This window comes from Pantoea sp. Ap-967, from assembly GCF_011752565.1.
GTDB lineage: Bacteria > Pseudomonadota > Gammaproteobacteria > Pseudomonadales > Pseudomonadaceae > Aquipseudomonas.
The window spans coordinates 1-22,368 of record NZ_VWXK01000047.1 but is presented as its reverse complement, the minus strand read 5'-3'; the positions used below and the strand labels follow the sequence as shown (position 1 = coordinate 22,368).

The following is a 22,368-nucleotide window of genomic DNA, read 5'->3' as shown; positions in this document are numbered from 1 at the left end:
CATGACCGCCTACCTGCAACATTTCACCGAACGCTTTACCACGCTGGGTGCACACAACCTCGACCTGCTCGCTGACTTGTACAGCGAGGATGTAACGTTTCGCGACCCGCTCCACCACATCAGCGGGCTGGCCGCCCTGCGCGCCTACTTCGCCCAGCTGTACGCCAACGTTGCCGAAGTGCGCTACACCTTCGAAGGCTTGGACGAACCACAGCCCGGCCTAGGCTACATTCGCTGGACCCTGCACTACCGCCATCCACGCCTGGCCGCTGGCAAGCTGATCAGCCTGCAGGGCTGCAGCCACCTGCGCTGGCGTGAACGGGTTCATTTTCACCAGGACTACTTCGACGCAGGCGCGCTGCTGTACGAGCACATCCCACTCATGGGCGGCGCCATTCGCTGGCTCAAAGGCAGGCTGGCATGAGCCGCTGCTGGCTCACCGGTGCCAGCAGCGGCATTGGCGCAGCGCTGGCCCGGCGGTTGCTCGAACAGGGCCATCAGCTGGCACTGGGGGCGCGCCGCGCCGAAAGCCTGGCCCCCTTGGCAGCACGCTTCCCCGGCCAGGTGTTGCTGGCGGTTGGCGACCTCGACCAGCCCGAGCAGGTGGCCCGCATCGCCGCCGAAATCGAACAGGCCTGGGGCGGGCTGGACCAGGTGATCCTCAATGCCGGCACCTGCGAATACCTGGAGCCGGGGCAGTTCGACCCCGCCCTGGTCGAGCGGGTGATACGCACCAACGTGCTGGGCACCAGCCAGTGCCTGGCCGCCGCCCTGCCCTTGCTGCGCCGCGGCCAGCAACCGCACCTGGTGGTGATGGGCAGCTCGGTGAGCTGGCTGGCACTGCCCCGGGCCGGTGCCTACGGCGCGTCCAAGGCGGCGCTGCGCTACCTGGTGGAATCCCTGCGCATCGACCTTGCCCACGAGGGCATTGATGTCACCCTGGTCAACCCCGGTTTTGTCGACACACCGTTGACCCGCCGCAACGATTTTCCCATGCCCCAGCTATGGACCGCCGAGCGCGCCGCCGGCCTGATCGCCAAGCGCCTACCCCGTCGCCCGCTGGAACTTACCTTTCCCGCCACCTTCACCCTGGTGCTGCGCCTGCTCGGCGCATTGCCAGCCGGCTGGCGCCTGAAGCTGGGCCAGCGCCTGGCGCGCCAACCACAGGGCTGACCTATGCGTATCGCCATCATCGGCACCGGCATCGCCGGGCTCACCTGCGCCCACCTGCTGTCTCGCCGGCACGACATCACGGTGTTCGAAGCGGCAGACCGCGTCGGCGGGCACACCCACACCTTCGATGTGCACTGGCGCGGCCAGCATTACGCAGTAGACACCGGCTTCATCGTGTTCAACGACTGGACCTACCCGCACTTCATTCGCCTGCTCGAACACCTGGGCGTTGCTTCGCGCATCACCGAAATGAGCTTTTCGGTGCACGACCCGCGCACCGGCCTGGAGTACAACGGGCACGACCTCAACAGCTTGTTCGCCCAGCGCCGCAACCTGCTCTCACCCGGCTTCTGGGGCATGTTGCGCGATGTGCTGCGCTTCAACCGCCAGGCATTGGCCGACCTGGACCAACAGCGCATCGACGGCGACACCACGCTGGGCGACTACCTGCGCGAGCACCGCTACGGGCAGCGCGTCATCGACCACTACATCGTGCCCATGGGCTCGGCGATCTGGTCGATGTCGCGGGCCGATATGCTGCATTTCCCGCTGCAGTTCTTCGTGCGCTTCTGCCGCAACCACGGCTTGCTGTCGGTCAACCACCGCCCGCAATGGCGGGTGATCGAGGGCGGCTCGCGCAGTTACCTGGCGCCGCTGTGCCGGCCCTTTGCCGAGCGTATCCGCCTGGGCTGCCCGGTGCAGCGGGTGAGCCGCGACGCAAGCGGCGTAACCGTCACCTGGCCAGGCGCCAGCGAGCGTTTCGACAAGGTGGTGTTCGCCTGCCACAGCGACCAGGCCCTGGCCTTGCTGGAGGCCCCCAGCGAGCAGGAGCAGGCGATTCTCGGCGCTATCCGCTATGCCAGCAACGACGTGGTGCTGCACACCGACACCCGCCTGCTGCCGCGCCGGCGCAGGGCCTGGGCCAGCTGGAACTACCGCCTGGGCGGCAGCCCCCAGGCCCCCGCCGCGCTCACCTACGACATGAATATTCTCCAGGGCATCCAGGCGCCGGTCACCTTCTGCGTCAGCCTCAACCAGACTGCGCAGGTGGACCCAGCACAGATCATCGCCCGGTTCGACTATGCCCACCCGCAGTACAGCCTGGCAGCGCTCGCCGCCCAGGCCCGCCAGGGCGAGTTGCAGGGCCCGCTGCACAGTTACTATTGCGGTGCCTACTGGGCCAATGGTTTCCACGAGGACGGCGTGCTCAGCGCCTTGCACGTGGCCGAGCAGTTCGGAGAACGCCTGTGAACAGTAGCCTGTGCCAAGGCTGGGTCAGCCACCGGCGCCTGACGCCCAGGCCCCACGCCTTCCGCTACCGCATCGGCATGTTCTACCTGGACCTGGACGAGCTGCCCGGCCTGTTGAAGTTGTCCCGCTGGCTGGGCCGCTCGCGCCTGGCCCCCCTGTGCTGGCGCGAAAGCGACTACCTGCCCGCGCTGACCCGCCACGGCATGCCCCTGGTGGACGCCGCCCGCCTGCTGGTCGGCCAGGCCACCGGGCAGGTGCCCGAAGGCGCCGTGCACCTGTTGACGCAACCGCGCTGCTGGGGGCTATCGTTCAACCCGGTCAGCCTCTACTTCTGCCACGACCGCCACGGCCAGCCCAGCGCGGTGCTGCTGGAAGTGCGCAATACGCCCTGGCGCGAGCGCTTCCACTATGTGCTGCCGGTGCACGGCGAACTGAACCAGCCCTTTGCCGTGGCCAAGGCCTTCCACGTGTCCCCGTTCATGCCGCTGGACATGGACTACCACCTGCGTTTCGCCGTGGGCGCGCAGCACGTGCGCGTGCACATGGAAAACTGGCGCGCCGGGCACAAGGTGTTCGAAGCCGACCTGGCCCTGCAACGCCAACCGCTGCAACGCAGTAATCTGCACCGCCACCTGCTGGCCTTCCCGTGGATGAGCCTGCGCACCGTGGCAGGCATCTACTGGCAAGCCCTGCGCCTGCTGCTCAAACGCACCCCCGTCTACGACCATAGCGCCAGCCAGCATGACCTGGCACTCGGCCAACCCATCCGCGAGGAGCCCGACCATGTCCGAACCGACCTTGAGCGTTAGCAAATCGGCCGGGATCACCCCGCTGCTCGGCGGCCTGGCCAGGCGCGCCGTGCTGGCGCAACTACGCCAGTTGCGCCACGGCCACCTGCGCCTGATCAGCCACGACCAGCAATGGACCTTCGGCGACGTAGCCAGCCCGCTGTATGCCGAAGTGGAAATCCTCGATGACGCGGCCTGGGGCCTGGTGGCCGGCAATGGCTCGATTGGCTCCGGCGAAGGCTACATCCACGGTTACTGGCGCAGCCCCGACCTGGCAGCAGTCACCCGCCTGTTCGTCGCCAACCTCGACGTGCTGGACGCCATGGAGGGCGGCCTGGCGCGCCTGGCGCGGCCAGCGCTGCACCTGCTGCACCGGCTCAACCGCAACGACCGGCGCGGTGCCCGGCGCAATATCCTTGCCCACTACGACCTGGGCAACGCCCTGTTCGAGCGCCTGCTCGACCCGACCATGATGTACTCCGCCGCGCAGTTCGACAGCGCCGAGCAAACCCTGGAGCAGGCGCAACTGAACAAGCTGCAGCGCATCTGCCAGAAGCTTGAGCTCAAACCCCACGAGCACCTGCTGGAAATCGGCAGCGGCTGGGGCAGCCTGGCCATTCACGCCGCCTTGCACCATGGCTGCCGGGTCACCACCACCACGCTGTCGGCGGCGCAGCATGCCTATACCCTGCAACGGGTAAAGGCCCTGGGCCTGGAGCGGCGGGTTACCGTGCTGCTCGAAGACTACCGCGACCTGCGCGGGCGCTTCGACAAGCTGGTGTCCATCGAGATGATCGAAGCGGTCGGCCACCGCTACCTGCCCACCTACTTTCGCCAGTGCGCCGCCCTGCTCAAGGACGACGGCCTGATGCTGCTGCAGGCCATCACCATCCGCGACCAGCGCTACGCCCAGGCGCGGCGTTCGGTGGACTTCATCCAGCGCTACATCTTCCCAGGCGGCGCCCTGCCGTCGCTCAGCGTGCTGCTCGACACCGCCAGCCGCCAGACCGAGCTGAACCTGGTGCACCTGGAAGATTTTGGCCAGGACTACGCACGCACCCTGCGCCACTGGCGCGACAACCTGCGCCATGCCCGCAGCGAACTGACGGCACTGGGGTATGACGACACCTTCCAACGCCTCTGGGAGTTCTACCTGTGCTACTGCCAGGGCGGTTTCGAGGAGCGCACCATCGGCGTTGCGCAGATGCTCTGGGCCGGGCCCCAGGCGCGCCGGGCAGTGCTGCCGGGTAGCTGAGCATGGGCCACCGGGGCTGGCTGCTGGGCAACGCCGTGTGGCTGCAGGCCGGCTGGTGGCTGTGTGTACTGGGCGCCGAGCGGCCCTGGCTGCTGGCACTGGTGGTGGCGGGCCTGGCGCTGCACCTGCGCCTTGCCCCTGGCGGTGAACTGCGGGTACTGCTGGGGGTGGCCCTGGCAGGCTGCGTGCTGGACAGCACCCTGGGCCTGCTCGGTGTGTTCGCTTTCAGCCAATGGCCGCTGCCCGCCTGGCTGGCGCTGCTGTGGCTGGTACTGGCCAGCGGCATGCGCCACAGCCTGGCATGGCTGGGCCAGCCCCTGTGGCGCGCGGTGCTGGCGGGCCTGCTCGGCGGCCCCCCGGCTTACCTGGCCGGCGCCCGCTTGGCCGGGGTCGAACTGCCCCTGGGGGCGCTTGGCACGGCGCTGCTGCTGGCACCGATCTGGGCATTGGCCCTGCCGCTGGCCTTGCGCGTTGCCGCACGTGGCTGAGGGCTCAGGTGCGCAGCACCTGCTCGCCAGCATTACGCGGCAGGCGCACGGCGTCCACCAAGGCCGCGCAGGCAACCAACGCCACGCCGAACAGGGCCCAGTGGAAATCACTGACCGCAAGGCCGCCCTCGCCGCCTCGCACTTGCATCGCCACCCGCAGCAGCAGGGCCGCCACCGCCACCCCCAGCGCCATGGCCAGTTGGAAGAACATGCTGAACAGCGTCGACGCCTCGCCCATCTGCGCCTTGGGCACCTCGGCAAAGCCCACGGCGTTGTAGGTGGTGAACTGCATCGAGCGCGACAGCCCGCCCACGAACAGCACCAGCGCCATCCAGTACCAGGCCATGCCCTGCTGCAAGCCCAGGCAGGCCAGGATGCAACCCACGCCGATCAGGCCATTGACCAGTAGCACCCGGCGAAAGCCATGGCGGCGCAGCAGCCCGGTGGTGAACGGTTTCATCGCCAGGTTGCCGGCAAAAATCGCCAGCACCAGCAACCCGGCATCTACCGGCGACAGGCCGAAACCAACCTGCAGCAACAGCGGGATCAGAAACGGCAAGGCGCTGATCGACAGGCGGAACAAGGTGCCGCCGACGATGCTGGCGCGAAACGTGGCGATCCCCAGGGTCGCCAGCGGCAGCAGGGGTTGCGGGTGGCGCCGGCAGTGGCGCACCGACAGCCAGGTTAGCAGCGCGCCTGCAGCAACCAGGGCAGCGCCCGCCCCCAGGCTGCCACCGCTCAGCGAGCCCAGCATCTCCAGGCCGAGCAGCCAGGCCGCGCAGGCCGAGGCGAGGAACACGAAGCCCATCAGGTCGAAGCGGCGGGTTTCGCTGGCACGGGCGTTGGGAATCAGCCACCAGGCCGCGGCGATGGCGAGCCCGCCGAGGGGAATGTTCAGGTAGAAGATCCACGGCCAGGACAGGTGGGTGACGATCAGCCCGCCCAGCGGTGGGCCGAGCACCGGCGCCACCAACCCGGGCCAGGTAATCACGGCAAGCATCTTCACCAGGTCCTGCTTCTCGGTGGTGCGCAACACCACCAGCCGCCCCACCGGCACCATCAATGCCCCGCCAATGCCTTGCAGCACGCGTGCGGCAACGAAGGTTTCCAGGGTGGGGGCCAACCCGCATAGCCAGGAGGCCAGGGTGAACAGGCCGATGGCGCCGGCGAACACCTGGCGCGCGCCGAAGCGGTCGGCAACCCAGCCGCTTAGCGGGATGAATACCGCCACCGCCAGCAGGTAGGCGCTGATGCCGATGTTCAGGCTCACCGGGTTCTCGGCAAAATCACGGGCCATCTGCGGCAACGCCGTGGCGATCACGGTGGCGTCGAGATTTTCCATGAAGAACGTGACGGCGACCAGCAGGGCGATCCAGGTGGCTTGGCGAGGGGTGTTGGGGGCTGCGGGGGTGGCCAAGGGTACACATCCTTCTGCAAATGGGGGCTCGTCGTGTGTGTGTGTGTAGGAGCGGGCTTGCCCCGCGAAGCAGGCACCGCGGTGGATGGCACCGGCTTAGCCGGTGTTCGCGGGGCAAGCCCGCTCCTACACGAGCCCTTTGATCATGTTCATCGCCGCACGCAGCGCCAGCAGGTAGGTTTCAACCCCAAACCCGCAGATCTGCCCGCGCACCACGTCGGCGAACACCGAATGATGGCGAAACGGCTCCCTAGCATGGATGTTCGACATGTGCACTTCAACCACCGGCGCCTCAAGAATGGCCAGCGCGTCACGAATGCCGTAGCTGTAATGGGTCCAGGCCCCGGCATTGATCAGCACGGCATCCACCCGTTGCTCATGGGCCAGGTGAATGCGCTCGCACAGGGCGCCTTCGAAGTTGCTGTGGAAGCTCTCGACCCGCGCCCCCAGTGCCTCGCCCAGCGCCAACAAGGCCCCGTCGATGTCGGCCAGGGTGGCCGTGCCGTACTGACGTGGGTCGCGTTTGCCGAACATGTTGTGGTTGATGCCATGCAGCATCAGCACCGTGGCAACCATGGGCTTACTCCAAGGGAATCGTCAGTTGATCGATCACGGCGCGCGTGCCTGGCCGCACCCCGCGCCACCAGGCAAAGGCTTCTGCCGCCTGCTCCACCAGCATGCCGACACCGTCGGCCAGGCGCGCCACGCCCTGCTCCCGGGCCAAGTCCAGGAACGGGGTGAGGCCTTTGCCATAGGCCAACTCGTAGGCCAGGCGGGCCTCGCCCAGCACCGCGCCCGGCAACGGCGGCAGCTCGCCGGTCAAGCTCGCCGAGGTGGCGTTGACCACGATGTCGAACGCCTGCCCTTGCAGTTCCTCATAACGGCTGATGCGCAGCCGTGGGTGATCGAGTTCGTTGCGCAGGGCCAGCGCCTTGGCCATGTCGCGGTTGGCGATCACCAGCTCGCGTGGGCCTGCCTGCAGGAACGGCAACAACGCCCCGCGCACCGCACCGCCAGCGCCCAGCATCAGCACCCGGCGGTTGCGCAGCGGCTCGCCAAAGTTCTCTTCGATGTCGCGCAGCAAGCCGATGCCATCGAAGTTCTCGGCCACGATGCGGCCGTCCTCGAATTTCAGCGCGTTGGCCGCCCGTGCCAGTTGCGCCCGCTCGCTGCGCCGGTCGGCCAGTTCGAAGGCGCGCAGCTTGAACGGTGCGGTGATGTTCATGCCCAGCCCGCCGCCCTCGCGAAACTGCAGCACCTGGGCCTCGAAACCGTCCAGCGTCCCTTCGATGGCGCCGTACGCCAACTGCTGGTGGCTGGCCTGGGCGAACAGGCCATGAATCAGCGGTGACTTGGTGTGGTTGATCGGCCGGCCGATCACTGCATAGCGGTCGCTCATCGTGCATCTCCGTGGGTAAACAGCACACCGTCTGCCTGCAGGGCCGTGATTTCTTCAGCGCTCAGGCCCAGGCTGGCGGCGATTTCGGCATTGTGCTGGCCAAGGTCGGGGGCCACTTGGTAAATCGTGGTGTCGCAACCGGAAAATCGAAACGGCAGGTTGGCCAGGCGCACGCTGCCATAGCGCGGGTGCTGCTGTTCGATGACCATGTTGCGCGCCTGGATCTGCGGGTCGGCCAGCACCTCGTCGATGCGCTGCACCTTGGCGCTGGGAATGTCGATGCCATCGAGCAACGCCAGAATCTCGGCCACCGGGCGCACACCAACCCAGTCGCGTACCACCGCCAGAATCGCCTCGCGGTGGGCATTGCGGCCATTGAGGCTGTGGTAGCGGTGGTCGCTGCCGAACCCGGGCGGGCCGCCGTTGGCTTCGAGCATGCTGGCAAAGCGTTGCCAGGCATCATCCACCTGGGCGGCGATCACCAGGTCGCCGTCGGCGGCGCGAAACACGCCGTACAGGGTCGAGGTGGGCATGTCGTGGCCGGTTTGCTGCGGCAGCACGGTGCCGCCGGACAGGGTGTAGCACTGCACCGCGTACTCGTGCATCGACACCAGGGTGTCGTACAGGGCCATGTCGATATGCTGGCCACGGCCACTGCTCACCCGGCCCAGCAGCGCCGCATTGACTGCCGCCACCGCATGAATGCCGGTGTACATGTCGCCCAGGGAAATGCGCAGCAACGGCGGCGCTTCTCCGGGCACGCCGACCATCTGCATGATCCCGCTCTTGGCCTCGGCGATCAGCCCGAAACCGGCACGGTGGGCGTCCGGCCCGGTATGGCCGTAGGCGGAGATCGAGCAGTACACCAGGCGCGGGTTGCGCGCCGCAAGCTCGGCGTAGCCCAGGCCCAGCTTGTCCAGTGCGCCGGGGCGGTAGTTCTCGATGAACACATCGGCCGAGTCGGCCAGGCGCTGCATGAAGGCCTTGCCGCGTGGGTCTTTCATGTTCACGCTGACGCCCTGCTTGCCCATGTTCAACTGCAGGAAGTAACCGCTCTGCTGGTCGTCCAGGGTGAAGGCATGCTGGCGGCCGGCATCGCCGCTGCCCGGCCGCTCCACCTTGATCACCTCGGCGCCCAGCGCAGCCAGGCAACGCCCCACGTAAGGCCCGGCAAGGAAGTGGCTGTAGTCGATGACGCGGATGCCTGCCAATGGCAATGCCTGCTTCATGCCTGCCCCCTGCGCGGCACCATCAGCCGGTGCTCGCCACGTTGCACGACTTCGCCGTGCTGGTTGATAAGCTCCGACGGCAGCACCACGATGCCCCAGCCCGGGCGGCTGTTGCTCGGGCGCATCGCCCCCACCCGCATGCGTACATGCAGCACGTCGTCGACCTTGATCGGCAGCACGAAGTCCCAGGTCCAGCCCAGCGACATGCCCGGCAGGAAACGGTAGTCGCACTGAGTTTTCAGGCCATCGGCGATCGACAGCCCGAACAGGCCGTGGGCCACCAGGCAACCGAAGTGGCTGGCCTTGGCATAGGCCTCGTCGACGTGCACCGGGGTGTGGTCGCCGGTGAGTTCGGCGTAGGCCAGGATGCGCTCGCGGGTCACGGTGTAGCTCGGGCTGATGCACTCATCGCCCTCGTGGGCATCGTCCCAGTATTTTTCCACCACGCTCATGCCTGCACCTCCTGCCGTGGGTCGATGGCCAGCGCCTGGTGCACGCTGGTGGCCGGCAGCGCCTGGATGAATTCGACTGCCAGGCCATCGGGCAGGCGCAGCCAGTTGCGGCCCTGGGGCATTTCACTGACACCGAAGCGCTGCGCGGCGGCCAACGCCGCTTCCAGGTCTTCGCACATGATGCCCAGGTGCGCCATGCGCCCTTCGGGCCCGGCGAAGTCCGGCTGGTGGATGAACTGCAGGCCGCCGAGCGTCCAATACTGCGCCGGCTGCTCGACGTCGCCTTGCACTTCACGCATGGCCATGCCGCACACTTCGCTGAAGAAACGGATATGCCACTGGATGTCCTTGACCCAGAACGCGACGTGTTCCAGGTACGCTTTTGGCGGGTTCATGGGTGCTCCCTTTTCTGGTGGTCGGCCATGGCGCGCTCGATGCCCTTGATACAGGCCACCAGGGTTGCGTTGACCGGCGTGGCCACGCCGTGGCGCTGGCCCCAGCGCACGACAGAGCCGTTGATGAAGTCGATTTCAGTGATCGAGCCCTTTTCCAGGCTCTGCAGCATCGAGGTGCGAAAGCTTGCCGGCAGGCCTTCGGCGGCCAGTGTCCAGGCCGCTTCGGGGCTGTTCAGGCTCAGGCGAATGCCAGCTTGCCGGGCAACGCTGATGGCCTCGGCCACGGCGGCCTTGGCCGTGCTTTCAAGCAGCGGCTCGCTGTACAGCTGGCCATAGCTGAGCATGGTGATGCCGCTCAAGGCGCCAGTGGCAACGTTGACCAGCAGCTTGTCCCACAGGGTGCCGAGGATGTTGTCACTGGCCGTGGTGGCCAGCCCGGCACCGTTGAAGGCGTCGGCAATGGCCTGCAACCGTGGCGTCAGTTGCCCGTCGAGTTCGCCGATAAAGGTCTGCTTGCCCGCCACGCCAGCGCGGATCGAACCTGGCCCGAGCAGCACGCCGCCGACGTAGGTCTTGCCGGCCAGCACCCGCTCGCGGCCCACCGCCTCGGCCAGGATATCTTCGTGGCCCAGGCCATTTTGCAGTGACAGCACAGAGGTGTGCGGCCCAATCAGCGATGCTGCTCCGGCGATGGCTTCAGCGGTGTGGAACGACTTCACCAGCACCACCACCAGGTCGGCTACGCCAACCGTTTCGGCGCAGGTCGCCGCCTTTACCGCCACCCTGCGCTCGCCGCGCTCGTCCTGCACGTGCAGGCCATGCTGGTTCATCGCCTCGACATGGGCGCGGCCTCGGTTCAACAGCCAGGTTTCATGCCCCGCCTCGCTCAAGGCCGCGCCAATGGCGCAACCCAGGGCGCCGGCGCCCAGAATGCAGATCTTCACGTCGCAAACCTCCTGTGGTGTGCAGCCACCTTATGCAGGAGGTCTTATTTGCGCTATACAATGGCCTCAATACAACTATTGAGATTCGCAATAATGGATGCACGCGAAGCACTGCCCGAGCCCAAGCTGCTGCAGCTGTTCGACGTGCTCTACCACTGCCGCAGCGTGACCCGCGCCGCCGAGCAACTGGGGCAGAGCCAGCCGACCATCAGCATCTGGCTGGGGCGCCTGCGCGAGCAGCTCAATGACCCGCTGTTCGTGCGCACCCCAGGCGGCATGGCCCCCACGCCTCGGGCCGAGCAGCTGATTGGCCCGTGCCGCGAGGTGCTGGAATCACTGCGCCGGCTGGCCGCCTGGGAGCCGCAGTTCATTGCCGCGACCGCCCAACGGCGCTTGCGCCTGTGCGTAAGCGATGCCAGCCATATCACCTTGCTGCCCAGCCTGCTCAACCACTTGCGCAGCCATGCGCCGGGTATTCGCCTGGAGGCCCTGCGCATCGATGGCAACACCGAGCGCGCGCTGGAATCGGGCGAGGCGGACCTTGCCATCGGCTTCGTGCCCTGGCTGGGCGGCGGCATGTACCAGCAAGTGTTGTTCGAGCAAGACTGGGTGTGCCTGAGCAACCCGCAGCACCCGCGCCTGGGCAAGGGCTTGAACCTGGCGCGCTACCGCGCCGAGGGGCATGTGCAGGTCAGTGCCGGCACCGGGCAGAAGCTGCTGGAGGCGGGGCTGGCGCGGGCCGCGGTCGAACGCCGGATCATGCTGGAGCTGCCGGGTTTTCTGGGGTTGGGCATGATCATCGGCACCACCGACCTGCTCGCCACGCTGCCCCGGCACATCGGCCAGACGTTGGCCGACATGCATGGGCTCAGGGTGCATGACTGCCCGTTCGAGGTGGAAGGTTTTACCGTCAAGCAGCACTGGCATGCCCGCTATCACCAGGACAGCGGCAACCGCTGGTTGCGCGAGGTGGTGCGCGGGTTGTTTGGCGTTGGTAGGAGCGAGCAAAGCTCGCGATGCGCCCCCACAGGCGGGCTCATGCCTTGAGGCAGATTGCGCTTGTCAGATCGCATCGCGAGCTTTGCTCGCTCCTACGGGCGGTGGCGCGCTGCCCGGCTGCGCCTTGCATCTGCCTGCCCATACGTGCAAGGGTAAAAAAGGAACGTCAGTCACCGGAAAAGGAAGATAAGCACCTTATGCTTGGAATCACACGTATCCATCGCTACGTGCGCCCATTGTCTGCACACCAAGCTGCAGCCAGTGGGCGTGACGTCAACGTCAAACGATGCGCCCGCATCAAAGCCACCCTTGCCACCCTCCTCTGCACCCCCCGCGCCGTCCCGCCCTACCTCTGGGTCACCCCCAAGCGCCCCCCTGCCGACCGCATGCCCCCGACCTGACTGCGCACACCGCAGCCATCCCATCTGCCTGGCCGTTAAAGGGTTCAGGGCAGCACGTTACACGCAACACAAGGGGCAACACCGCATGATCTTTTTTCACGGCAAGACCATTCACAGCGCCATCTTCGACATGGATGGCACGATGTTCGACACCGAGCGCCTGCGCTTCAAGACACTGAAACAGGCCTCGCTGGAAATATTCGGCCAGGCCTTGAGCGAGCAGACGCTGATCGGCTCCCTGGGCCTGAGCGCAAAGAAGGCCGAAGCCCTCGCCAAAGCCCACCACGGCGAACACTTCCCCTACGCGGACATTCGCCAGCGCGCCGATGAGCTGGAACTTGAATACGTGCGCAGCCATGGCGTGCCGATCAAGGCTGGCCTGCTGGAAGTGCTCGAACGCCTGCGCAAGTCCGGCCTGACCCTGGCCGTGGCCACCTCCAGCCGCCGCGCCATCGCCGAGGAATACCTGATCAACGCCAACGTGCTCAAGTATTTCGACATCACCGTGTGCGGCGATGAAGTCAGCCAGGGCAAACCCCACCCGGAAATCTTCCAGCGCGCCGCCCGCGCCCTCAATTGCCCGCCCGCCCAGTGTTTCATGGTCGAGGACTCGGAGAATGGCCTGCTCTCGGCGATCCGCGCCGAAGGCCAGGCCATCCTGATCGAGGACATCAAGCCACCGGCCACCGAGGTCAAGGCCGGCGCACTCAAGGCCTACCGCAGCATGCACGCCTTTCTCGCCGACCTCAGCGAATGCGTGCCCGACCTGGGCATGCCGGAACTGGCAGAGCCCTTCCCCTCGTCGTTGAACCAGTTCCGCGTCGGCATCCATGGCTTCGGCGCCATCGGCGGCGGTTACCTGACCCAAGTGCTCTCCCACTGGGACGGCTACACCCGGCCGTGCGAAATCATCGCCGCCACCCGCTCGCGCCTGCTCAGGGAGTCGGTCACCGCCTTTGGCCGCTACAGCGTGCGCTACGGCGCCACCGCCTTCGACCAGACCGTCGACAACGTGCGCATGATCGACATGGACGACGACCAGGCCGTGATCGACATGTACACCGCCGCCGAGGTGATCGGCATGAGCCTGCCCGAGCAGGCCATCGCCCACCAGGCCAAGGTCATTGCCCAAGGGCTGCTGCAACGCTTCGAGCGGCGCGGCCGCGAGCTGACCCTGCTGATCGTGCTGAACAAAGTCGGTGGTGCGGCGTTCGTGCGCCGGCAGGTACAAGCGCAATTGGCGCTGTTGTGCCCGCCCGGCATCTGCCAGCAAGTGCTGGAAAAAACCCACTTCGCCGAAACGGTGGTCAGCCGCATCGTTTGCAAGATCAGTAACGAGGCGCTGGTGCGCCAGTTGCGCATCAAGTCGCAGATCTTTCGCAACAGCCTGGAAGACGAACCGGCGGCCCCGGGTAAAACCACCACGCCCGTGCCCGAGTACGAACGCCTGATCGGCCATTTCAGGCCGTTCGCCCAGTCCAGCAGTGCCCTGAGCCAGTTGCACCTGGTTCTGTTCAACAGCGAACCGGACATGCCCCTGTATGTGGAACGCGGCAGCCCCTTGCTGGAACGGTTGCGCCAGGTCAGGACGGTGGCCGACATCACCCAGATCCAGGTGATCAAGAACCGCTTGTGGAATGGCCCCCATGCGATCATCGCCTGGTACGCCAGCGTGCTGGGGCATGCCTGGGTTGGCCAGGGCATGGGCGACGCCCGCGTGAGCGCGCTGGCCGAGCGCCTGATCCACCAGGAAGTCGCGCCCGCGCTGGTGGCCGAGTACCCGCACATGGCCGAGGTGGTGCGCAGTTTCGCCAGCACGTTCCTGGAGCGCTGCAAAACCTCGTTCAAAGACCCCTGCGCCCGGGTCGGGCGTGACCCGCTGCGCAAGTTGCAGCGCCACGAGCGCATCCTCAGCAGCATCGACCTTGCCCGCAAGCACGCCATCCAGGCACCGGCACTGGCCTTCGGCGCGGCCTTGGCGATTCACCACGCCTTGCGCTGCCCTGCCGGCAAGGACCGCGAGGCGCAGCGGATCAAGCAGCTGTACCAGGCCAGTGGCGAGCGCGTCGAAGCGGTGCTGACCTACAGCGGCGATTACAATGGCAAACCCTACCCAGGGCTCGACCCGATTGCAGACAAGCCATTGATCGACGCCATTGCCGCCAGCTTCCAGCGCTTGCAACAAGGCGTCGAGCCGCCGCGAACACGGGCTCAGCCCGTGCCATCAACCGCCTGATTGCCCCCTCAGCCAGCCAGCATCTCCCGCACCTGCCCCACCAACGCCTCCAGCGCGAACGGCTTGGTCAACACCCGCATGCCGGCGGGCAGGTGCCCATGGCCGATGGCGGCATTCACCGCATAGCCGGTGATGAACAGCGTGCGCAGCCCCGGCCTGAGCTCGCGCCCGGCGTCGGCCAGCTGACGCCCGTTCATCCCGCCTGGCAGGCCGACATCGGTAATCAGCAGGTCGATCTTCACCCCCGAGCGCAGGATCTGCATGGCCGCCAGGCTGTCAGCCGCCTCCATCAATCCATACCCCAGCCCGGCCAGTGCGTCGTTGAGCAGCATGCGCACGGACGGTTCGTCATCGACGATCAGAATTGCTTCGCTGCCGGGGCTGCCGGTCACCGCCTCGGCCGCGTTGCGCTCCTCGCCCTGCAACAGGTCGCCGTGGTAGCGCGGCAGGTACAGGCTGATGGTGGTGCCCAGGCCAAGCTCGGACTGCATGCGCACCTGCCCGCCTGACTGCTTGGCAAAGCCATAGATCATCGACAGGCCGAGCCCGGTGCCCTGGCCCAGTGGCTTGGTGGTGAAGAACGGGTCGAAGGCCTTGGCCATCACCTCGGCGGACATGCCGGTGCCGGTATCGCTGACGCTCAGGCACAGGTACTCGCCCAGGGGCATCTCCAAGGCTGCGGCGGCGTCCTGGTCCATCCCGCGGTTGCTGGTTTCAAGGGTGATACGGCCCCCCTCGGGCATGGCGTCCCTGGCGTTGATGCACAGGTTCAACAGGGCATTCTCCAACTGGCCGGCATCGACCAGGGCCGGCCACAAGCCCTGCCCGCACAGGGTCTGAAGCTTGATTTCAGGGCCCACGGTACGCCCGATCAACTCAGTCATGCCGTCCATCAGCACGTTGACATCGGTTGGGCGCGGGTCCAGCGTCTGCCTGCGGGAAAACGCCAGCAGCCGGTGCGTAAGGCTGGCCGCGCGGCGGGCGGCGCCTTGGGCGGCGTCCATGTAGCGCTCGATATCGGCCAAGCGCCCCTGGGCCAGCCGTGCCTGGATCATTTCCAGCGAACCGGAAATACCGGTGAGCAGGTTGTTGAAGTCGTGGGCCAAGCCTCCGGTCAGCTGGCCAACGGCTTCCATCTTGTGCGCCTGGCGCAGTTTCTCCTCGGCTTGCATCAACGCCTGGGTTCGCTCGTCAACGCGCTTTTCCAGGGTATCGTTGAGTACCTGCAAGGCGGCGGTCGCCCGGTCACGCTCCTGCGCGACGGTGCGCCGCTCAGTCACATCGTTGAAGAAAATGGCGATCTGGCGCTCATCCTGCCGCCCCACCTTCACGGCGCGCACATCGAACCAGCGGTCGAAGGTGGTGGCGTAACTCTCGAAGTTGGCAGGTTCCCCGGACTTGGCCACGTGCCCATAAATTTCGAACCAGAACGGCTCAAGGTCGGGGGCGTACTCGGTGACCCACTTGCCTTTCAGGTCGATGCCGGATTCCCTGGCGAAGGCCGGGTTGGCGTCCAGGAAGCGGTAGTCCACGGGGCGATCTTCTTCGTCGAACTTCACCTCGACGATGGCAAAGGCCGCCTCGATGGTATTGAGGATGGTGCGAAACAGCTCAAGGCGCTCCTGCAAGCGGGAATCGGCGGCGCCCGGCGCGATGAAGTCGAAATAGCCCAGGCTGGCCGGTGCTTGTTCAACCGATGGGGGTGGAGCAAGTGCCCGCAAGCGCATCACTTCGGCGATGAGCTCGTCACGGGTCAACGTGTTCAGGGAGTCGTCCCGAACCATCGCAGCGTTCCATGAAAGGGGTTGGAAAGAAGCCTGTCGCGGTTTGCAGCCTGTTCAAGATATAGCAGGCCGCTTGCCTGATGAAAACCCCAGGCCAGGGCGCCGTCAGTACGGGGCTTTGCTAACAGCACCAAACAGCAACAGATCCTGGTACTGGCCATCCTTCAAGAAGGCTTGCCGCTTGCAGCCCTCGGCAACCAGCCCTGCATTCTCCAACACACGCGCCGACGCCTCGTTGAAGCCGAAACAGGCACTTTCCACCCGATGCAACTGCAACACCCGAAAACCATGATCGACTACCGCCCTCGCCGCCTCGCTCATGTACCCAGCCCCTCGGTAGCCAGCCCCCATCCAGTAACCAAGGTGCCCACTGCGGTGACGCAGAGACAGTTTGAGATTGATCACACCGATCAAGCCCCCATCGCGCAGCTCAATAGCAAAAACCGGATTGCTTGCGCCGCTCTCGGTGGCCAAGGCGATATAGGCCTGAGCACACGCCAGCGTGTAGGGCGAAGGGAAATTAGCCGTGTGCGCAGCGATCAAAGGGTCGTTTCCCAATTCCGCCAAGCGCGGTGCCTGCTCAGCACGCAAAGGGCACAGCAGCAGGCGTGCAGTACGAATAACGTGGGTCATCAGCCGGCGTCCAAAGCCAACATCTTGCCTGCACGACATGACAATTTTGCCAGCAGCCGCGGCCCGCTCCTACAGGATTTGTGCCATGCAAATGAAAACGGCGCCCGAAGGCGCCGTGACAGGAAAGTCAACCAACCGATTTCAACAGCGGGCGCCCTTCGATGCGCTCAAGCATGGTCGCGCAATACCAGTCATCGAACTGGCATACCCCATTCTCGGCATTCTCCGAAAACGGCCCCGGCTCGTAGCTGGGCGACGAAACCCCGGCATGGGTACCCTCCACCAAGCGCCGATCCTGATCGTTGGTGGCCAACCAAACCTTGGTCAGGCGATCAAGGTCATAATCCACACCCTCAACCGCAGACTCCGGCACCAGCCATTTGGTGGTCACCAACGTTTCCCCAGGCCCGATCGGCAACACACGGAAGCTCAGTGCATGGTCACCGAGAAAGTGGTTCCAGGTAGACGGATAATTGAAATACAGCAACGCACCGATATCCGCCTCACCGCTCTTGTCCAACCGCCCCGCTACCGCAGGCTTGCCATCCATGGTGTAGCTCACCGCACCGGCAGAAAGCGGAATGCGCGTCATGCGAAAACGCCCCAAGGGGTCCATGTTCAGCCGGCTGGGCATCCCGGCGGCCTCGCAGCGGTCCCAGTGCGCCACCAGTTCCGGGTCGTCATCTCCGCCCACCCCAGCCACCGACAAGTTCTCGACGAAGGAATTGAGCAGTTCAGGGTGGGTGCCGTCGCAGTGGTAGCACTCACGGTTGTTTTCGAAGACCAGCTTCCAGTTACCCTTCTCGATCAGGTTCGACTCGAAGGCCACCTTCGCGTTTTCCAGGAAATGCGGCGCAATGAACGGGCTCACCGCCGCGCGGAAGCTTGAGAAATCAGGTGCCTTTTCCGCCACGCACACATAGATGTACGTGTGCACCACCTCCACATGCACCGTTTTCAGGCCATAGTTCGAGCGGTCGAAGTCAGCCCCCATGTTGCCGGCATAGATCAGGTTGCCGTCGAGCTCGAACGTCCACTTGTGGTAAGGGCATACCAGCTTGGCCACCTTGCCGCTGGCATGCTCGCACACCTTGGCACCGCGGTGCCGGCAAGCGTTGTGGAAGGCCCGTACCTCGCCCTCTTTGCCACGCACCACGGCTACCGGGTAATCCCCGATCTGCAGGGTGAAATACTGGCCGGCCTTGGGAATTTCAAAGGTATGCCCGGCAAATACCCAATCCTTGTGCCAGATATGTTCCAGGTCCTGGCGATATACCTCAGGGTCGAGATAAAGTTCACGCGGCAATACATGACGCGGCTTGCGCTGCTTGATCAGGCTGATAACGGATTCATTACTGTTCATTATTATCCTCCACGCACCGCTAGCCTCATCGCCTGGTGCACTTGACTGAAATATTGTTCTTGTTGGTAGCGGCTCAAGCCGATTAACGCGGCGGCTGGCGCCGGGTAAACTTGGACATCACCCACTCCTTCACCCGCGCGCAGGCCTGCTGGTTCGCCGCGTCTTCCTTGCACGCCAGGTAATGAAGGCTGTTGCGTAGCGTTACATGCTCTGGCACAGGCTTGACCAACTGCCCCGATGCCACCTTGTCCGCCACCAACTGGTCCCAGCCCAAGGCAATGCCTTGCCCGGCCAGTGCCATGTTGATGATCAGGGTGTAGTCGTTGGCCTGAAACACGGGCGGGCTGCCGGGCAGTCGTTCATCGATGTCGATATTCTGAAACGCCAGCCAAACCCGCCAGTCAACATGCTCCGCTACCCCTGCGCGGCCATAGGGGCTCAAATCAAGCAGCGCGGCATCCGGCAAGCCTTCCAACGTGGCAACGCCAGGGTGGCGCTTTACATAATCCGCCGAGCACACCGGGTAGATGACATCGTGGCAAAGTGGGAAGGCCTTGTACCCTGCCCCCACGTTGGCAAACTTCGAGATGACGATATCGGGTTCGACCCCCGGCTCTTTCGTCTGGAAGTTCTGCGTGGTGATCACGTTCAGCCTGATATCCGGGTGATCGGCAAGAAACGCCTGTATATGCCTGCTCAGCCACAAGGCCGAGAACGCCGGCGAGCAACACACCGTCAGCACCTGTGTGTCCGTGGGCGCGTTGCGAATCCGCTCGGCCGCCTGGGCGATATTCACGAACGATATTTGCGAGGCATCGAAGAAAACCGCGCCCTCGGCCGTCAGCTCCACGGCACGCCCCGCCCGCACGAACAACGGCGCATCCAGGTAGATTTCCAGCTCGCGCACCTGGCGGCTGATCGCAGCCTGGGACACGCACAGCGCCTCGGCGGCGCGGGTGAAACTGGCGTACTTGGCTGCAGCGACAAAGGCCTTCACAGCTCTTAAGGAAGGCATCTTGAGCAACAAGGTGTCTGGGTCAACGTGCCTGTGCGACATACTGCCTACCGTTCTGTAATGCCATCCAAGGCGCTGTGTTACCCCCATACTAGGCGGGGAAAAATTATTGTCATCGGCACAAAAATTCAATGCCGTATAACTTAAAGTTATGCGAAAAACATTTGGACTTTCGCCCCACGCTTTCCGTAGCCTGATCAGTAACTTCCGATAACACGAGGTTATGCAAAAACGGCTGAAAATGTCGTTGGCCCCCTCTTATTTCAACGCCGTATTCTTACTTTCAACTGGATGATTACGCCGTGCTCATCCTGCACCGCCTTACTTCAGTGAGTGGCTCAAGCCTTGCGTTTGAACTGCCGGGTGCCCCCAATGAAAACAAGTACAAGAACATTCAACCGCACGTTCGCCGACCGTAACCTGGGGTTCATTCGCCAGGCGCAAACCGAACAACCGGCCTCGCGGGTAGGCTTCCTGCTGCTGGAGCATTTCTCGTTGCCCAGTTTCACCCAGGCACTGGATGTACTGGTTACCGCCAACCTGATCGCGCCGGGCAGTGTTCGGGTGCATACCTTCAGCCATGACCATGCCGAGGTGATGAGCGACCTGGGTATTCCCATCAGGCCCGATACGCCGTTGACCGACATCCGCTTGGCCGACCTCGACTTCCTGGTGCTCTGCGGTGGATTGCGGGCGGCCAGAACGGTGCCGGGCTGGTTAGCGGCGCTGCTGAGGAAAATCGCCAGGCTGCCGATCACCCTCGGTGGCCTGTGGAACGGCGCCTGGTACCTGGGCGCGGCGGGCCTGCTGGACGGCTACCGCTGCGCCATCCATGCCGAGCAACGCACGGCACTGGCCGAGCGCGTGCCCCACGCCAACGTCTGCCACGACGCACTGGCCTTCGACCGCGACCGGGTCACCTCGGCCAGCCCCAGCGGCGCCTTCGACATGATGATTCGCTGGCTGGGCCATGGCCTGGGCGCACAGCTTGCAGGGGCGGTGCTCGACACCCTCGACGGCGACCAGAACAAGCACCGCAGCGTGCACAAGCCGCAGCAACCCAAGGTCAGCAAGCCGCTGCGCGAAGTCATTGGGCTGATGGAGGCGAACCTGGAGGAGCCCTTGAACCCGGTGCAGCTGGCCCAGGCCGTGGGGCTGTCGATTCGCCAAGTCCAGCGCTTGTTCAAGGAGCAACTGAACACCACCCCGCAAAAATACTACTTCCAGCTGAGAATCACCGAGGCCAGGCGCCTGATACAGAACTCCAGCGCCTCGATCTTCGATGTGTCCATTGCTTGCGGTTTCGTTTCCTGCACGCATTTCAGCCGGTCTTACCGGGCCTTTTTCGGGCACCCGCCTTCCCAAGAAATTCGCCATGACCTCTGAACCATGGCAGGGGCCCGACAGGCTCACGTCCAGCAGCATCCAATGATAAAAACAATGTGGAGATGTACTTGTGTCCAACCCAGCGTCGCCGCCTGTAAAGGCCATGTCCGACAAACAACGTAAATTCATCCTGAAGCTGACCGTGCTGATTTCAGGCGGCATGTTGATCGATGGTTTCATTCTCGGGGCCATCGGCATCGTGATGCCGGCGATCACCCACAGCTTGCAACTCTCACTGGCCTGGCAGGGGCTGATCGGCGCCTCGGCCCTGATCGGCATTTTCCTTGGTGGGCCGCTGGGGGGTTACCTGGCGGACAAGATCGGCCGCAAGCCGATGTTCACGGTGGACCTGGCGATCTTTCTGCTGGGTTCGGTGCTGCAGTTCTTCGTCACGGAAGCCTGGCAGCTGTTCGCCGTGCGCCTGGTGATGGGCATTGCCATCGGCGCCGACTACGCCATTGGCTGGCCCTTGCTGGCCGAGTTCGCGCCGGCCCGCCTGCGCGGCAAGCTGCTGTGCGTGCAGGAGGTTGGCTGGTATGTGGGCTACCTGGCGTCCTATGCCATTGGCTGGGCGTTGACGGTATCGAACAGCGCGAACTGGAACGTGATTCTGGGGCTGAGCACCCTTCCGACCGTGATCGTGCTGCTTGCCCGGCTGGGCACGCCAGAATCGCCGCGCTGGCTGATGAGCAAAGGGCGAACCGAGGAGGCGCTGGCCCTTGCCGAGCAGTACATGTCACCTGAAGAACGCGCGGACCTGGGCTCGACACAGGTAGGCCGCACGCTTGGGTTTGCCAGCCTGTTCTCCCCGGCGTACGCCAAGGCCACGGTCTTCGTCTCGGTGTTCTGGATTTGCCTGGTGACGCCGTACTTCGCCATTGGCACCTTCGTGCCCACCGTGCTCGAACAACTGGGCCTGGAAGACGGCCTGACCGGCGGGCTTGCGATCAACGCAATCGCCGTGGGCGGCACTCTGATTGCGGTGGCCCTGATCGAAAAAGTCGGGCGGCGCAAGCTGGCGATACCGCCGTTTGCCCTTGCCACATTGGCGTTGTTCATCGTCGCGTTTTTCTGGAATGTATCGCCGCTGGTGACGGTGGGCTGCTTCCTGGTCTTCTCCCTGGCCAACGCGGTGTCCACGACGCTGACCGGGGTTTACCCGGGCGAGGTGTTCCCAACCGAAATCCGCGGCGTGGGCGTGGGTTTTGCCACTGCGGCATCGCGTGTCGGGGCGGCGGCAGGCACCTTCCTTCTGCCGCTGTGCCTGGAGGCCTATGGCGTCACCACGACGGTGCTGATTGCAGGGGGCATCAGCCTATTCGGGGTGATCGTCACCTACTTCCTGGCCCCGGAAACCAAAGGCAAGCTGCTCAGCGAAACCTCCGCACCGAGCGCCGCTGGCCATGGCCTGCGCAGCGCCCGTGAACACGGGCGAAGAGTGGCCCGGACCTAAGGGTTTGCGCCAGCCCGGTAGGAGCGAGCGCAGCTCGCGAACACCGGCAAAGCCGGTGCCATCCACCGCGGTGCTTGCTTCGCGGGTCAAGCCCGCTCCTACAGGATTAAATTTGCTTTTGCTTTTGCTTTTGCTTTTGCTTTTGCTTCTAAGCGCACGGTAGTTCAGCAGACGCAGATTGCGACCTCAGGAGGCCGAACGGAGGTCTTGCGGAGGGAGGTGACGGGCATGGATGCCCGTCAAGCGCTGGGCCCCAGGATGGGGCCTGCAGCGCGGTCCTCCCGGGAGCAAGACCGGAGTGAGGGGA

The 22,368-nt window shown here is 64.9% G+C and carries 21 protein-coding genes; 10 read left to right on the top strand and 11 right to left on the bottom strand.

All coding sequences use genetic code 11. The annotated features are described in order from the left end of the window. Position 1: 1 nt before the first annotated feature. The 6 genes from F3J45_RS28325 to F3J45_RS28300 are packed head-to-tail and all read left to right on the top strand — an operon-like array spanning position 2 to position 4,955. Positions 2-424, top strand: coding sequence for a nuclear transport factor 2 family protein (locus F3J45_RS28325; protein ID WP_167070660.1), 423 nt, complete (start codon positions 2-4; stop codon positions 422-424). Further along, positions 421-1,173, top strand: a complete 753-nt coding sequence (locus F3J45_RS28320) for an SDR family oxidoreductase (RefSeq protein WP_167070659.1) — start codon at positions 421-423, stop codon at positions 1,171-1,173. Before F3J45_RS28325 ends, F3J45_RS28320 begins: the two co-directional genes overlap by 4 nt. 3 nt (positions 1,174-1,176) lie before the next feature. After that, the gene (locus tag F3J45_RS28315) at positions 1,177-2,424 is read left to right on the top strand and encodes an NAD(P)/FAD-dependent oxidoreductase (protein WP_167070658.1); all 1,248 of its coding nucleotides are present in this window, start codon (positions 1,177-1,179) and stop codon (positions 2,422-2,424) included. Next, entirely contained in the window at positions 2,421-3,233 is an 813-nt protein-coding gene (locus F3J45_RS28310; protein ID WP_167070657.1) for a DUF1365 domain-containing protein, read from the top strand. The genes F3J45_RS28315 and F3J45_RS28310 overlap by 4 nt, the downstream gene beginning before the upstream one ends. Further along, positions 3,208-4,467, top strand: a complete 1,260-nt coding sequence (locus F3J45_RS28305) for a cyclopropane-fatty-acyl-phospholipid synthase family protein (protein WP_167070656.1) — start codon at positions 3,208-3,210, stop codon at positions 4,465-4,467. The genes F3J45_RS28310 and F3J45_RS28305 overlap by 26 nt, the downstream gene beginning before the upstream one ends. A 2-nt stretch (positions 4,468-4,469) precedes the next feature. Beyond that, on the top strand, positions 4,470-4,955 hold the full coding sequence (locus F3J45_RS28300) for a DUF2878 domain-containing protein (protein ID WP_167070655.1): 486 nt from the start codon (positions 4,470-4,472) through the stop codon (positions 4,953-4,955). 4 nt (positions 4,956-4,959) lie between these two features. On the opposite strand, the gene F3J45_RS28295 is transcribed toward F3J45_RS28300, so the two are convergent. The 7 genes from F3J45_RS28295 to F3J45_RS28265 all read right to left on the bottom strand — a co-directional run bounded on the left by F3J45_RS28295 (position 4,960) and on the right by F3J45_RS28265 (position 10,791). After that, on the bottom strand, positions 4,960-6,372 hold the full coding sequence (locus tag F3J45_RS28295) for an MFS transporter (protein ID WP_167070654.1): 1,413 nt from the start codon (positions 6,370-6,372) through the stop codon (positions 4,960-4,962). Between the two features lie 126 nt (positions 6,373-6,498). Then, positions 6,499-6,948: a type II 3-dehydroquinate dehydratase gene (gene aroQ, locus F3J45_RS28290; RefSeq protein WP_167070653.1), complete on the bottom strand. Its 450-nt coding sequence runs from the start codon at positions 6,946-6,948 to the stop codon at positions 6,499-6,501. 4 nt (positions 6,949-6,952) lie between these two features. Next, positions 6,953-7,771 carry a shikimate dehydrogenase gene (gene aroE / locus F3J45_RS28285; RefSeq protein ID WP_167070652.1) on the bottom strand — a complete coding sequence of 273 codons (819 nt, stop codon included), beginning with the start codon at positions 7,769-7,771 and terminating at the stop codon, positions 6,953-6,955. Beyond that, entirely contained in the window at positions 7,768-9,000 is a 1,233-nt protein-coding gene (locus tag F3J45_RS28280; RefSeq protein ID WP_167070651.1) for a CaiB/BaiF CoA-transferase family protein, read from the bottom strand. Before F3J45_RS28280 ends, aroE begins: the two co-directional genes overlap by 4 nt. Beyond that, complete coding sequence (locus F3J45_RS28275) at positions 8,997-9,452, bottom strand: MaoC family dehydratase (protein ID WP_167070650.1); 456 nt, start codon at positions 9,450-9,452, stop codon at positions 8,997-8,999. Before F3J45_RS28275 ends, F3J45_RS28280 begins: the two co-directional genes overlap by 4 nt. Beyond that, entirely contained in the window at positions 9,449-9,847 is a 399-nt protein-coding gene (locus F3J45_RS28270) for a VOC family protein (protein ID WP_167070649.1), read from the bottom strand. The genes F3J45_RS28275 and F3J45_RS28270 overlap by 4 nt, the downstream gene beginning before the upstream one ends. Continuing rightward, the gene (locus F3J45_RS28265) at positions 9,844-10,791 is read right to left on the bottom strand and encodes a ketopantoate reductase family protein (protein ID WP_167070648.1); all 948 of its coding nucleotides are present in this window, start codon (positions 10,789-10,791) and stop codon (positions 9,844-9,846) included. The genes F3J45_RS28270 and F3J45_RS28265 overlap by 4 nt, the downstream gene beginning before the upstream one ends. 93 nt (positions 10,792-10,884) lie before the next feature. On the opposite strand from F3J45_RS28265, the gene F3J45_RS28260 reads away from it, so the two are divergent. Continuing rightward, complete coding sequence (locus F3J45_RS28260) at positions 10,885-11,838, top strand: LysR family transcriptional regulator (protein WP_167070647.1); 954 nt, start codon at positions 10,885-10,887, stop codon at positions 11,836-11,838. A gap of 438 nt (positions 11,839-12,276) precedes the next feature. Further along, positions 12,277-14,427, top strand: a complete 2,151-nt coding sequence (gene mtlD, locus F3J45_RS28255) for a bifunctional mannitol-1-phosphate dehydrogenase/phosphatase (protein WP_167070646.1) — start codon at positions 12,277-12,279, stop codon at positions 14,425-14,427. 8 nt (positions 14,428-14,435) lie between these two features. On the opposite strand, the gene F3J45_RS28250 is transcribed toward mtlD, so the two are convergent. The 4 genes from F3J45_RS28250 to F3J45_RS28235 form a co-directional block, all read right to left on the bottom strand. Further along, positions 14,436-16,211 (bottom strand): ATP-binding protein, encoded by a 1,776-nt coding sequence (locus tag F3J45_RS28250; protein WP_167070645.1) that lies wholly within the window; start codon positions 16,209-16,211, stop codon positions 14,436-14,438. A gap of 105 nt (positions 16,212-16,316) precedes the next feature. Further along, positions 16,317-16,844, bottom strand: coding sequence for a GNAT family N-acetyltransferase (locus tag F3J45_RS28245; RefSeq protein ID WP_167070644.1), 528 nt, complete (start codon positions 16,842-16,844; stop codon positions 16,317-16,319). 127 nt (positions 16,845-16,971) lie between these two features. Next, the gene (locus tag F3J45_RS28240) at positions 16,972-18,207 is read right to left on the bottom strand and encodes an SRPBCC family protein (protein ID WP_167070643.1); all 1,236 of its coding nucleotides are present in this window, start codon (positions 18,205-18,207) and stop codon (positions 16,972-16,974) included. Positions 18,208-18,289: 82 nt separating this feature from the next. Then, positions 18,290-19,264 (bottom strand): LysR substrate-binding domain-containing protein, encoded by a 975-nt coding sequence (locus F3J45_RS28235; protein ID WP_167070642.1) that lies wholly within the window; start codon positions 19,262-19,264, stop codon positions 18,290-18,292. Between the two features lie 330 nt (positions 19,265-19,594). Between F3J45_RS28235 and F3J45_RS28230 the strand changes: the two genes are divergently transcribed. Together F3J45_RS28230 and F3J45_RS28225 are read left to right on the top strand one after the other, a co-directional pair. Next, positions 19,595-20,608, top strand: coding sequence for a GlxA family transcriptional regulator (locus F3J45_RS28230; protein WP_167070641.1), 1,014 nt, complete (start codon positions 19,595-19,597; stop codon positions 20,606-20,608). 103 nt (positions 20,609-20,711) lie between these two features. Beyond that, positions 20,712-22,061, top strand: a complete 1,350-nt coding sequence (locus tag F3J45_RS28225) for an MFS transporter (protein WP_167070640.1) — start codon at positions 20,712-20,714, stop codon at positions 22,059-22,061. Positions 22,062-22,368 lie beyond the last annotated feature (307 nt).

Coding starts and splice junctions, on each gene's coding strand:
- F3J45_RS28300 (WP_167070655.1), top strand. CDS start 4,470: ATGGGCCACCGGGGCTGGCTGCTGGGCAACGCCGTGTGGCTGCAGGCC.
- F3J45_RS28235 (WP_167070642.1), bottom strand. CDS start 19,264: ATGTCGCACAGGCACGTTGACCCAGACACCTTGTTGCTCAAGATGCCT.
- F3J45_RS28280 (WP_167070651.1), bottom strand. CDS start 9,000: ATGAAGCAGGCATTGCCATTGGCAGGCATCCGCGTCATCGACTACAGC.
- F3J45_RS28325 (WP_167070660.1), top strand. CDS start 2: ATGACCGCCTACCTGCAACATTTCACCGAACGCTTTACCACGCTGGGT.
- F3J45_RS28260 (WP_167070647.1), top strand. CDS start 10,885: ATGGATGCACGCGAAGCACTGCCCGAGCCCAAGCTGCTGCAGCTGTTC.
- F3J45_RS28315 (WP_167070658.1), top strand. CDS start 1,177: ATGCGTATCGCCATCATCGGCACCGGCATCGCCGGGCTCACCTGCGCC.
- F3J45_RS28230 (WP_167070641.1), top strand. CDS start 19,595: ATGAAAACAAGTACAAGAACATTCAACCGCACGTTCGCCGACCGTAAC.
- aroE (WP_167070652.1), bottom strand. CDS start 7,771: ATGAGCGACCGCTATGCAGTGATCGGCCGGCCGATCAACCACACCAAG.
- F3J45_RS28270 (WP_167070649.1), bottom strand. CDS start 9,847: ATGAACCCGCCAAAAGCGTACCTGGAACACGTCGCGTTCTGGGTCAAG.
- aroQ (WP_167070653.1), bottom strand. CDS start 6,948: ATGGTTGCCACGGTGCTGATGCTGCATGGCATCAACCACAACATGTTC.
- F3J45_RS28240 (WP_167070643.1), bottom strand. CDS start 18,207: ATGAACAGTAATGAATCCGTTATCAGCCTGATCAAGCAGCGCAAGCCG.
- F3J45_RS28275 (WP_167070650.1), bottom strand. CDS start 9,452: ATGAGCGTGGTGGAAAAATACTGGGACGATGCCCACGAGGGCGATGAG.
- F3J45_RS28225 (WP_167070640.1), top strand. CDS start 20,712: ATGTCCGACAAACAACGTAAATTCATCCTGAAGCTGACCGTGCTGATT.
- F3J45_RS28245 (WP_167070644.1), bottom strand. CDS start 16,844: ATGACCCACGTTATTCGTACTGCACGCCTGCTGCTGTGCCCTTTGCGT.
- mtlD (WP_167070646.1), top strand. CDS start 12,277: ATGATCTTTTTTCACGGCAAGACCATTCACAGCGCCATCTTCGACATG.
- F3J45_RS28305 (WP_167070656.1), top strand. CDS start 3,208: ATGTCCGAACCGACCTTGAGCGTTAGCAAATCGGCCGGGATCACCCCG.
- F3J45_RS28250 (WP_167070645.1), bottom strand. CDS start 16,211: ATGGTTCGGGACGACTCCCTGAACACGTTGACCCGTGACGAGCTCATC.
- F3J45_RS28320 (WP_167070659.1), top strand. CDS start 421: ATGAGCCGCTGCTGGCTCACCGGTGCCAGCAGCGGCATTGGCGCAGCG.